General features: G+C 33.9%; 6 protein-coding genes. All 6 read left to right on the top strand.

The features are described from left to right. The first annotated feature begins 67 nt into the window (after positions 1–67). Positions 68–1,411 carry an NADP-specific glutamate dehydrogenase gene (gdhA, locus tag FLACOL7796_RS09110; protein WP_173970488.1) on the top strand — a complete coding sequence of 448 codons (1,344 nt, stop codon included), beginning with the start codon at positions 68–70 and terminating at the stop codon, positions 1,409–1,411. Positions 1,412–1,542: 131 nt separating this feature from the next. Further along, positions 1,543–3,825 carry a type IX secretion system anionic LPS delivery protein PorZ gene (gene porZ / locus FLACOL7796_RS09105; RefSeq protein ID WP_173970487.1) on the top strand — a complete coding sequence of 761 codons (2,283 nt, stop codon included), beginning with the start codon at positions 1,543–1,545 and terminating at the stop codon, positions 3,823–3,825. A gap of 75 nt (positions 3,826–3,900) precedes the next feature. After that, positions 3,901–4,614 (top strand): DNA repair protein RecO, encoded by a 714-nt coding sequence (recO, locus tag FLACOL7796_RS09100; protein ID WP_173970486.1) that lies wholly within the window; start codon positions 3,901–3,903, stop codon positions 4,612–4,614. Between the two features lie 132 nt (positions 4,615–4,746). After that, the gene (locus tag FLACOL7796_RS09095; RefSeq protein WP_232067339.1) at positions 4,747–6,837 is read left to right on the top strand and encodes an outer membrane protein assembly factor BamB family protein; all 2,091 of its coding nucleotides are present in this window, start codon (positions 4,747–4,749) and stop codon (positions 6,835–6,837) included. Continuing rightward, positions 6,830–8,590: an Atg14 domain-containing protein gene (locus FLACOL7796_RS09090; protein ID WP_232067338.1), complete on the top strand. Its 1,761-nt coding sequence runs from the start codon at positions 6,830–6,832 to the stop codon at positions 8,588–8,590. Before FLACOL7796_RS09095 ends, FLACOL7796_RS09090 begins: the two co-directional genes overlap by 8 nt. 204 nt (positions 8,591–8,794) lie before the next feature. Next, on the top strand, positions 8,795–12,196 hold the full coding sequence (gene ileS / locus FLACOL7796_RS09085; RefSeq protein ID WP_173970484.1) for an isoleucine--tRNA ligase: 3,402 nt from the start codon (positions 8,795–8,797) through the stop codon (positions 12,194–12,196). Positions 12,197–12,203: the final 7 nt, after the last annotated feature.

Raw genomic sequence — 12,203 nt, 5'->3', positions numbered from 1 at the left:
TGAAACGTGTTTTTTAATATTATTGACTTGAAATTTATAAACTATTTATTGAATAATTTATTTAAAAATGGAACAAAAAATAAATGAATTTATGGCTCTTGTTGAGTCTAAAAATCCAAACGAGCCAGAATTTCTTCAGGCGGTTAGAGAATTTGCAGAAACGGTAATTCCGTTTATCGCAGAAAGAAAAAAATACGATGGAAAAAATTTACTTCTAAGAATCGCTGAACCGGAAAGATCTATAATATTTAGAGTTCCGTGGGTTGACGATAAAGGAGAAATAATTGTAAACAGAGGATTCAGAATTCAGATGAACTCTGCAATCGGACCTTACAAAGGTGGAATCAGATTTCACCATACAGTAAATTTATCTGTTTTAAAATTCCTTGCTTTCGAACAAGTATTTAAAAACAGTTTGACAACATTGCCAATGGGTGGTGGAAAAGGAGGATCTGATTTTGATCCTGAAGGAAAATCGGATGGAGAAATTATGCGTTTCTGCCAATCATTTATGACCGAATTATGTCGTCATATTGGTCCGGATCTTGACGTTCCTGCAGGAGATATTGGTGTTGGAGCCAGAGAAATTGGATATTTATTTGGTCAATACAAAAGAATCAGAAATGAATTTACCGGAGTTTTAACCGGAAAAGGACTTGCTTACGGTGGTTCATTAATCAGACCAGAAGCTACTGGTTACGGAGTGGTTTATTTTACAGACCAAATGCTTCGTACAATAGGTCATGATTTAAAAGGTAAGAGAGTTGCAATTTCAGGATTTGGAAATGTTGCTTGGGGAGTTGCATTAAAAATAAACGAATTAGGTGGTAAAGTAGTTACTATTTCAGGACCTGATGGATATATTTATGATGAAGAAGGAATCTCTGGTGAAAAAATCGAACATATGGTTGAAATGAGAGCAACCGGAGATAACAGAGCTGAACTTTATACTAAGAAATATCCAAATGCTGTTTTCCATAAAGGAAAAAGCCCTTGGGAAGTAAAAGTTGATATTGCTATTCCATGTGCTACTCAAAATGAGTTAAACGGAGAAGATGCTCAAAAATTAATTGATAATGGTGTTTTATGTGTTACCGAAGCTGCAAATATGCCTTCGACGTTAGAAGCTATTAAATTATTTTTAGATAATAAAGTGCTTTTTGCTCCTGGTAAAGCTGCAAATGCTGGTGGAGTTGCTGCATCTGGATTAGAAATGACGCAAAACTCTATTCGTTTAAACTGGACGAGTGAAGAAGTTGATTTGAGATTGAAAGATATCATGGTTGGAATTCATAACCAATGTAAAAAATACGGTGCCGGAGAAGATGGCTATGTGAACTACGTAAAAGGAGCGAACATTGCAGGATTTGTAAAAGTAGCCGATGCTATGCTTGCTCAGGGTGTAGTATAAGTTTTAATTACAATGTTAAGATGCCTTCATTTGTCTTTTTAAAAGATGATTGGAGGCATTTTTTATTTCTAAAGAACAAAAATCAAATACTTTCGTTTGTAGTATATTTGTCTATCCGAATATCGTAAGTAATGAAGAGAAGTTTTCTGTATGTTTTGTTTTTGCTGTTGTTTCAATTTAGTTTCGCTCAGAATAAATTGTCATGGCAGAGTTATTTTTCATTTAATGAAATAAAAGATATTTCAGAAGCTCCAACAGCGGTTTTTGCAGCTTCAGAAAATGCATTGTTTTCTAAAAACGCGACTACAAACACCATCAAAACAACTACCACCGTTGATGGACTATCAGGTCAGACAATTTCAGCACTGTATCATAGCGAAGGATTCAAAAAAACTATAATTGGTTACGAAAACGGTTTGATGATTGTGATCAATGAAAAAGATGGCAGCATTTTAAAAGTCGTCGATATTATCAATAAACAATTACCAGCAAACCTTAAAAAAATAAATCATTTTATGGAGCATAACGGTTTAGTTTATGTTTCGTGTGATTTTGGAATTGTACAATTTAACTTAACGACATCACAGTTTGGAGATACTTATTTTATTGGTGACAATGGTGCCGAAATCAGTATAAGACAAACGGCTTATTTCGACGGATTTATTTATGCAGCGACTTCAAACGGAATCAGAAAAGCAAGTAGTACCAATGCCAACCTGATCGATTTTAATCAGTGGAGTGTGGTGAATTCAGGAGATTGGGCAAGTGTAGAAACTTTAGATACAACACTTATCGCTATAAATTCCGGCGGATATATTCATCGTTATAATTCGAATACATTTATTGGATTTTTGCAGCTTCCGCAACCTTCTAAAGATATGCGCGCTGTAAATCATAAATTATTTGTTACAACGCCCAATACCGTTTTTGTTTATACCAATCAAATGGTTTTAAACCGTCAGATTGCCAATACTCAGGTTTTAGACAATACATTAAGTTTTACTTGTGCTACAGCTATTGGCGATTTGCTATGCATCGGAACAAAAGAAAAAGGATTGTTTTCGTCGACATTATCAAATGCTTCAACTTTCGAGAGCAATACGCCGCCCGGACCGGTAAGAAATAATATTTTCTCGCTCGATGTAGCGCCAAATGTACTTTGGACAGTTTACGGAGATTATACATCATCTTATAATCCTTACCCGTTAGACAGTTACGGCATTAGTAAATATGATAGTGCGGGATGGGTTAATTTGCCTTATGAAGATATTCTTGGTGCGAAATCAATGACTCGTATTATTGTAAATCCCAACAATGATAAACAAGTTTATGCTAGTTCATTTTTCTCAGGTTTATTAAAGATTGAGCAGGATGTGCCTACATTTTTATATAATGAAAAAAATAGCGGTTTAGAAAGTATTACAACCGAAGGGCCTAATTATATCGATGTTCGTATTAACGGAACCGCTTTTGATAAATCAGGAAACCTTTGGATTACCAATAGCAGGATTAAAAATGGATTAAAGGTTTTAAAAACCAACGGACAATGGCAAAGTTATTCTACAGCAACCATTCTTGACAATGCTGAACTTGCCAGTTATGCTAATATTGTTATTGATAAAAATAATACAAAGTGGATAGCCACGAATAGAGAAGGCGTAATTGGTTTTAACGAAAGTACCAATACATTCAAAAAAATGAATTTTGGTGTAGATGTCGGAAACTTGCCAACCGGCGATGTTCGGTCTATTGCGGTTGATACTAAAAACCAGTTATGGATTGGTACCATAAAAGGATTAAGGGTTTTGTCGAATGTTGGGAGTTTTCAAACCGAAAGTCAGTTAAAAGCAAACCCAATTATTATTATGGATGATAATCTGGCGCAGGAATTATTATATGAGCAATTTATAAATGTGATTGTTGTAGATGGTGCTAATGATAAATGGATTGGAACCGGAGATTCTGGAGTTTTTATGGTATCGCCAAACGGTCAGGAAACTAAATATCATTTTACCATTAATAATTCGCCTTTGCCAAGTAATGTAATTAATGATATTAAAATTAATAGCGCAACCGGTGAGGTCTTTTTTGCGACAGATAAAGGTATGGTTTCCTTTAAAGGAATCGCAACCGAGGCAAATGAAGATTTAAATAATGCATATGTATATCCTAATCCCGTTCGTCCTAATTATTCAGGAACAGTAAAAGTGGCAGGATTAATTGATAAAGCCAATATAAAAATCACCGACATCGAAGGTAATTTAGTATACGAAACCACTTCGACAGGAGGAACGATAGAATGGGATACCACCGCTTTCGGACGCTATAAAGTTGCTTCCGGAGTATATATGATTTTTATCTCGGCACAAGATGGCGGAGAAACTAAAGTTAAAAAAGTAATGATAATAAGGTAGTTTTTTAGTCTTAGTCTCAGTCTCAGTTTTCTAAAATCTAAAATCTAAGAAGTCTAACAATCTAACAATCTAATTTTGCTGGTCAAAACCAAAGCCATAGTAATCTCATCATTAAAATTTCAGGAAAAAAGTCTGATCGTAAAATGCTTTACGCTTTCAAACGGCCTGAAGTCTTATTTTGTGCGCGATGCTTTTTCGAGTCGAAAAGCCAGTCAAAAGATTGCTTACTTTCAGCCTTTGTCGATTCTTGAGATCGAAGCGGTGCATAAAAACAAAGGGACTTTAGAAAATTTTAAAGAAATAAAAAGCGCAGTTCCTTTTCAGAGCATTCATACAGATATCATAAAAAGCACTATGGTCATGTTTTTGTCTGAGATGCTGCATTATTCTATTCAGGAAGAAGAAAAAAACGAATCGCTTTTTTTGTTTTTAGAAACCGCCTTAACTTGGCTCGATCATCATGACGAAATTTCTAATTTTCACTTGATTTTACTTTTAGAAATTACAAAGTATTTAGGTTTTTATCCTGATGTGTCAGATATCGATTTGCCCTACTTCGAAATGAACGATGGTGTGTTTACTCCTTTTCATGGTATGAGCGCTCTTACAGAACATGAAACCAACCTCTTTAAAAAACTAATTGATCTAAAGTTTGATAATACTCAAAAAGTTTTTCATGTCATTGAAAGACAGGTTTTATTGAAGATTCTGATCGATTATTACAGCTTCCATTTAGACGGTTTTAAAAAGCCAAAATCACTTGATATTCTGAAAGAAATTTTTTCTTAAACTGAATGCTATTTTTATATATTTGCGCAGTGAATTTTTATTAAAATTATCTTAATTATTATTTTAATAAGTGAATTCATTACCAAAAACCCCAGTATAATTATTAATTTTTTTTAACGAAAAAAAGCTATTATGAAGAAAATTACTTTTTCGATTATTTTGGTTTGTTTAGTTGCTTTTTCGGCAACTGCTCAAAGAAAATACGACGAAATTATTACCACAGAGAACAGTGTAAAAGACATGGTTCAAAATGAAATAACAGGAATTGTTGTTTTTAAAGAAGGAGGAACTGTAAAAGGTTTAGATCCTGAGACTAAAAAAATTGTTTGGACATTAACAAAAGATGATTTTGGATCAACTTCGGCAGGTGATATCCTGACTGATCCTGATTTTGGAAAACTTTTTAAAGAAAAAAGTGATTTATCAAGCGTTCCTGGAAGCCCTTATGTAGAGGCTTACATCAATAGTAAATATATTATCATCAATACAGATAGTGGTAAAGTAGTTTACAATTCTTCAAAAGAATCTTTCTGGGTAATGCAGTCAGATTTTATTCCTGAAACAGATGAGTATTTGCTTACGCTGAAAAAAGACGGTGATATGGCAATTGCTTTATTAGACATGAAAACAGGAGAATTAAAATGGAATACTACTGTAGATAAAGCAAAATCATTATTCAGTTTCTCATTAAAAGAATCTTCAAATACAAATAAAGCTACGGTACACGGATCAGTAATTTATTATTTATTGTACGGAAAACTATATTCATTCGACAGAAATTCAGGAAAATTAAACTGGAAAGCTGAAGAAGATTATTCAAGATTCTTTTTAACTCAAAATGATAAAAATATTGTAGTTGTAAACAGTAAAGGTTTATTTGCAGCTAAAGAATATTTGAATGTTTTGAATACAGAAAACGGAAAAAGTATCTGGAAAGAATCTATTAAAACAAAACGTGTTGTTTACTTAGAAGATTGGGGAACAAAATTATTAATTGCTCATTATAGTGGTTTTAACTTTTTTGACCTAAATACAGGAGAAAAAATCTGGAAAAAAGATGCTCGTGGAGATGGTTTGAAAAGAGTAATTCCAATCGATCAGGATTTCTTATATGTTGCAGAAAATGAAATGATGCTTATTAACAAAGACGGAGAAAAGGTTTGGAAAAAATTCATTGAAATTTCTGATGATAAAGAAGATCCAATTTACTATTTAGGAAAAGTGGGTGAAAAAGTAATGTACCTTACAGGAACTTATGGAAACATGGTTGATTACAAAACAGGAGTTAAACTTTGGAAACGTAATATTAAGTTTGAAAAAGATCGTCCGGTTTTACCAACTTACGACGAAGCTACAAACTCTTACTTAGTATATAATGACGAGAAATTGTACAAATTTGATCCAAGCATTAGCGACAAGCCAGAGCCATTTGCTAAAGTAAATATCAAAAAAGAGAAAGAATTGAACAGTATCGAATTATTTCCTTGGGGAGTTGTGCTTTCAGGACCGCTTGAAGTAATGGGAGTTAACATGGATGGTACAGTTAAATATCACCTTACTTATTCACAGCCTGGAGAAGGAACAAGACGTCTTCTAAAAAGTGCTGCAATTGCTGGAAGTATTGGTTTAGGAGTTGGTTCTGCAGTAAGTTCAGTAAAAGGTGCTGATATCACTATGACATATCGTGATTCTGACGGTAACATGAGAACCGCAGTTGCAAAAGGAGATCAGACAAATAAGGATCAGGCAAAAGCTTATGCAGCAGGGTCAGTAGCTCTTGGTATTGTAGCAGCTAAATTTAACTCTCGTTTTAATGCAATGAAACAAAACAGAGACTTCTCTTATATTTTTGCAAAAGCAGATTCTGGAGAAAAAATTCTTGTAAAAGTGAGTAAAGTTGATGGAGTTGAGGTTGATAAAATCATTTTCAACAACAATAAACCAGTTTATGAAGTAGATCCTGCGACACAAAATATTTTTTATGTGTCTGATAAATCTATTCAAATTAAAAACCCAAAGCCATCAGAATTTATTTCTGGTGGCTTTTTTTTTGCCTATGAAAAAAACATTACTCTTAATTGCTTTGCTTGTAATTGGTTCAATTCAGGCACAAGAAAAAATAAGTTCGAAGAAAAAGAAATTTTATATTCCGGTTATTCAATATTCAGAATTTCCTATTCTCGACAACGTGCTGACACAGACCACTTTTTATCAAATGGATAAATCTTTGCAGGAAGAAGAATCGAATTTAAAAAAGCACTTTTTTGAGATTAAAGGATATATAAAAGATCCGGAAAACGGGAAGCTTAAAATTTACTTGACTTTTGCCTTGCCCAGGTATACAGATACGCAAGTAGATAGTACTTTTAATAAGAAAGAAAATAAATGGACTTATGGTACACATTCTAATTACATCACGAATGTAAAACTAGATGTTAAGTATGGTGATAAAATAATACTGACTAAGGATTTTGGAGGTTCAGAATCCTATTCAATAACTGTAGGGAATAGTTTAGGAGCGATGAAACTTGCAGCTTCAGATCAGGATAAGAAAGTAAGAGCAGCAGTAAAAGATTCAGATTACAGCGATGTGGGACTTGGGTTTGATAATGTTATTTTCAAAACAGCTATCAGAATCCAGGACTTTTTAAATTATAAATTTGGATATTCAACGGGCGAATCAAAAGAAAGGTTTGAATTCGTAACCTCAAAAGGACATTCAGAATACAATCAAATGTTGGCTTTTGAAAAAGAAATTACTGCTCAGATGGAGAAAGTAACTCTAGAAAAAGGGTTAGATGAGAAGTTGCTGGCGCCGCATTTGCAATATCTGGAAAGTTTGTTGGTTAAATATCCGCTTTCGCCTGCTAACGAATATATCCGATTTATTGTTACAAATAATTTAGCCGAAACATATTTACTGCTCGAAAATAAAGAAAAAGCATTGCTATATGCTAATTTGCTTATCGAAAACGATAAACTGGATTCTCGAGGATCATCAATTATAGATAGGGTAAATAGAGGGAATTTTGTTGAGAAAAAAATAAGAAGCCATACCAATCGTTTTGCTGAGCTTAAAAAGCTGGGACTTAAAATTGCCGAAGAAAAAGAAGAAAAGAGATTGGCTTTTTTTGAAAAAATACAACTTCAAGATGCTGAATGGGAAGTAGAGAAATCGAATCGTGAAGCGCATTTAGAAAAATCAAAAATGCAACGATACAATATGCTTGATTCTATACCTTATCAGCTTAATGCAAATTTGCTTGCTAAAGTAATAGATAACTTAGGAGGAAGTCAGGCTTTGAAGAAAGTCGAAAAAACACATTTGTTTTCTAAACTTTCTATAGAAGGGAATAAGATACCTCAAACAGAAGAAAAATGGGCAACAAATACCAATTATCTTCTTAGAAAGAAAATGCCGGAAAGCTATTATGAAATTGTGAACGGAGCCGAAGCTTGGAGTCATGACGATCGCGAAAGTGGTGTAAATGCAAAATGGGCAAAACTCACTTCGTACGATTATAGCAATTTGTCTAAAAATGTCGACTTAATCAATTTTCTAACCGATTTAAAGCTTGATTTATGGAATAATTTTGAGCTTTTGCCAGATGAAATGTATGAAGGCAGATTGTGTTATCATTTAAATTATTTTGAAAAAACGTTGAGTTCAGGTAACAGAACAATTCCTAAAACAGATTATCATGTTTTTATTGATAAAGAAAATTATAATATAGTTTCGACGGAGAAAACAGAATTTGATAACGGAAATAAAAGCTTTTTCGAAAGAAAACTTTTTGGAGATTATCGACCTGTTGCGACATTAAATTCCGGAAAAATTCCGCATAAGATTAATTACGAAATCGAAGATTTTAATGGAGAAACCCTTTATCAGGAAATCCGTGAAAAAGTAGAAATAAATCCTGTATTTGGTAATAGAATTTTTATGAAAGAAGTTTATTTCGGAGGATTTAAATAGTCTTTTACTTTATTAAAGAAGTAGTATTAGAATTGATTGGTTTCTGGTTTTTTCGACTCGATTTTTTGAGTTCAGAACCGGAAACTAATCAATTCTTTTGTTTTTGTATCTATAATCTCAACAAAAGTTTGTGAAATTTCAAGAAAGTGGCGGTCAATAATCCAAAATTCCTTACTTTCGCACCTCGTTTAAGAAAAGGATAAAATGAGCACAAAATTTACTGAATACAAAGGACTTGACTTGCCAACAGTAGCGTCAGAAGTACTTGATTTTTGGAAGAAAGAAAATATATTTGAAAAGAGTGTAACTACTCGCGAAGGAGCAGAGCCTTTCGTATTTTTTGAAGGTCCGCCTTCAGCAAATGGTTTACCGGGAATTCACCACGTGATGGCACGTGCGATTAAAGATATTTTTTGCAGATATAAAACTCAAAAAGGTTTTCAGGTAAAAAGAAAAGCCGGTTGGGATACTCACGGTTTACCTGTAGAATTAGGTACTGAGAAAGAACTTGGAATTACAAAAGAAGATATTGGTAAAACAATTTCTATCGAAGAATATAACGAAGCGTGTAAAAAAACCGTAATGCGTTATACTGACGTATGGAATGATTTGACCGAAAAAATGGGATATTGGGTAGATATGGAAGATCCGTATGTTACTTACAAACCAAAATATATGGAGTCTGTTTGGTGGCTTTTGAAACAAATCTATGATAAAGGTTTGTTGTACAAAGGATATACAATTCAGCCTTATTCTCCAAAAGCAGGAACAGGATTATCTTCTCACGAGGTAAACCAGCCTGGAGCTTACAGAGATGTTACAGATACTACGATTGTAGCACAATTCAAAACGTTGCCGGAAACGCTACCAAGCTTTTTACAAGGTTTTGGTGATATTCACATCTTGGCATGGACGACAACTCCTTGGACATTGCCATCAAATACAGCTTTGACAGTTGGACCAAAAATCGATTATGTTTTAGTAAAAACATTCAATCAATATACTTTCGAGCCAATTAATGTTGTTCTAGCTAAGAATTTAGTTGGAAAACAATTCGGAAAAGGATTTTTTGCAAGTGAAGATGATGCTGATTTTGATAATGTAAAAGAAGGAGATAAAAAACTTCCGTACAAAATCTTAGTAGAAGCAAAAGGTGCTGATTTAGTAGAAATTCGTTACGAACAATTATTGCCTTACGTATTACCATATCAAAATGCTGAAAATGCATTTAGAGTTATCGCCGGAGATTTCGTTACTACAGAGGATGGAACAGGAGTTGTACATACCGCTCCAACTTTTGGTGCTGATGATGCTAAAGTAGCAAAAGAAGCAAAACCGGAAGTACCGCCAATGTTGGTTCTTGACGAAAGCGGAACAGCAGTTCCTTTAGTAGATCTACAAGGAAAATTCACTTCACACTTAGGTGAATTGGCTGGTAAATACGTGAAAAACGAATATTACGATGCGGGACAAGCTCCAGAACGTTCTGTAGATGTTGAGATCGCTATTCGATTAAAAGAAGAAAATAAAGCCTTTAAGGTTGAAAAATACGTACATAGTTATCCACACAGTTGGAGAACTGATGAGCCGTTATTATATTATCCGCTAGACTCTTGGTTCATTAAAGTAACCGATGTAAAAGATAGAATGTTCGACCTGAACGAAACTATCAATTGGAAGCCTAAGTCTACTGGTGAAGGACGTTTTGGAAATTGGTTGAAAAATGCCAACGACTGGAACTTATCTCGTTCTAGATATTGGGGTATTCCGTTGCCAATTTGGAGAACTGAAGACAAAAAAGAAGAAGTTCTTATTGGTTCTGTAGAAGAATTGTACAATGCGATCGAAAAATCTATCGAAGCAGGTTTTCAAAAAGAAAATCCGTTCAAAGGTTTTGAAATCGGGAATATGGCTGAATCAAATTATGATTTAATCGATTTACACAAAAATGTGGTGGATCAGATTACGTTAGTTTCGGCTTCAGGACAGCCAATGAAACGCGAAAGCGATTTAATTGATGTTTGGTTCGATTCAGGAGCGATGCCTTATGCGCAATGGCATTATCCTTTTGAGAATAAAGATAAAATAGACGAGAATAAAGATTTTCCTGCGAACTTTATCGCCGAAGGTGTCGATCAGACTCGTGGATGGTTTTATACCCTGCACGCTATTGGAACTTTGGTTTTTGATAAAATAGCCTATAAAAACGTAGTTTCGAATGGTTTGGTTTTAGATAAAGAAGGAATCAAAATGTCTAAAAGTAAAGGGAACACTATAGATCCTTTTAAAACTATCGAAGAATATGGTCCTGATGCCACACGTTGGTACATGATTATGAATGCAAATCCTTGGGATAACTTAAAATTTGATCTTGAAGGAATTGCTGAGGTTCGTCGTAAATTCTTCGGAACTTTATATAACACCTATTCATTCTTCTCGTTATATGCGAATATCGATGGATTTAAACATGAAGAAGCTGAAATTCCGTTAAACGAAAGACCGGAAATCGATCAATGGATTATGTCTGAATTACATTCTTTAATAAAATTTGTTGACGAATGCTACGAAGATTACGAACCAACAAAAGCGGCGAGAGCTATTTCTGATTTCGTTCAGGAAAACTTAAGTAATTGGTACGTTCGTTTATGTCGTCGTCGTTTCTGGAAAGGTGAATATGCTCATGATAAAATTGCAGCTTACCAAACGCTTTATACTTGTCTGTTAACGATCAGTAAATTAAGCGCTCCAATCGCTCCTTTTTTCATGGATAAATTGTACCGAGATTTAACAAGTTCAACAGGATCTGAGCAATATAGCAGTGTTCACTTGGCTAAATTCCCGGAATTTGTCGAAAACTTTGTTAATAAAACGTTAGAAAGCAAAATGCAGAAGGCGCAAACCATCTCATCTTTGGTTTTATCGCTTCGTAAAAAGGAAATGATAAAAGTGCGTCAACCTTTGCAAAAGGTAATGATTCCGGTACTTGACGAAAATCAAAGAGCTGAAATCCTGGCTATTTCAGAGCTTGTAAAAGCGGAGGTAAACGTTAAAGAAATCCTGCTTTTAGATGACGATTCAGATATCCTGGTAAAACAAATTAAGCCTAATTTTAAAGCGTTAGGACCACGTTTTGGTAAATATATGGGATTGATTTCCAAAGAGATACAATCTTTTTCTGCAGATCAGATCAATCAGTTAGACAAGAAAGGGACATTAGATATTGTTATTGCTGGAAATAATGTAACTTTATCATTAGAAGATGTCGAAATAACATCTCAGGATATCGAAGGTTGGTTGGTTGCTAATTCAAACGGAATAACAGTTGCGCTTGATATTACAATCTCTGAAGAATTAAAAAACGAAGGTATCGCAAGAGAGTTAGTAAACAGAATTCAAAATATCCGTAAAGATTCCGGATTTGAAGTTACCGATAAAATTAAAGTTCAAATAAAACGAAACGGTATTTTAGAAGAAGCAATTCTAAAAAATATAGACTATATTAAGTCTGAGACATTAACAGATGAATTGGTTTTTGTGGATAGTTTAGAAAACGGCACAGAAATTGAATTTGATGATATAAAAACAATGATATTAATTTCAAAATAAATATAAA

This window comes from Flavobacterium bizetiae, assembly GCF_902804475.1.
GTDB classification, from domain to species: Bacteria; Bacteroidota; Bacteroidia; order Flavobacteriales; family Flavobacteriaceae; genus Flavobacterium; species Flavobacterium bizetiae.
Note: the sequence above shows the minus strand (reverse complement) of the source record. Positions and strands in the feature narration are given on the sequence as shown.

Excerpts from the sequence above, each read along its gene's own strand:
- gdhA (WP_173970488.1), top strand. The coding sequence starts at position 68 with ATGGAACAAAAAATAAATGAATTTATGGCTCTTGTTGAGTCTAAAAAT.
- porZ (WP_173970487.1), top strand. The coding sequence starts at position 1,543 with ATGAAGAGAAGTTTTCTGTATGTTTTGTTTTTGCTGTTGTTTCAATTT.
- FLACOL7796_RS09095 (WP_232067339.1), top strand. The coding sequence starts at position 4,747 with ATGAAGAAAATTACTTTTTCGATTATTTTGGTTTGTTTAGTTGCTTTT.
- FLACOL7796_RS09090 (WP_232067338.1), top strand. The coding sequence starts at position 6,830 with ATGGATAAATCTTTGCAGGAAGAAGAATCGAATTTAAAAAAGCACTTT.
- ileS (WP_173970484.1), top strand. The coding sequence starts at position 8,795 with ATGAGCACAAAATTTACTGAATACAAAGGACTTGACTTGCCAACAGTA.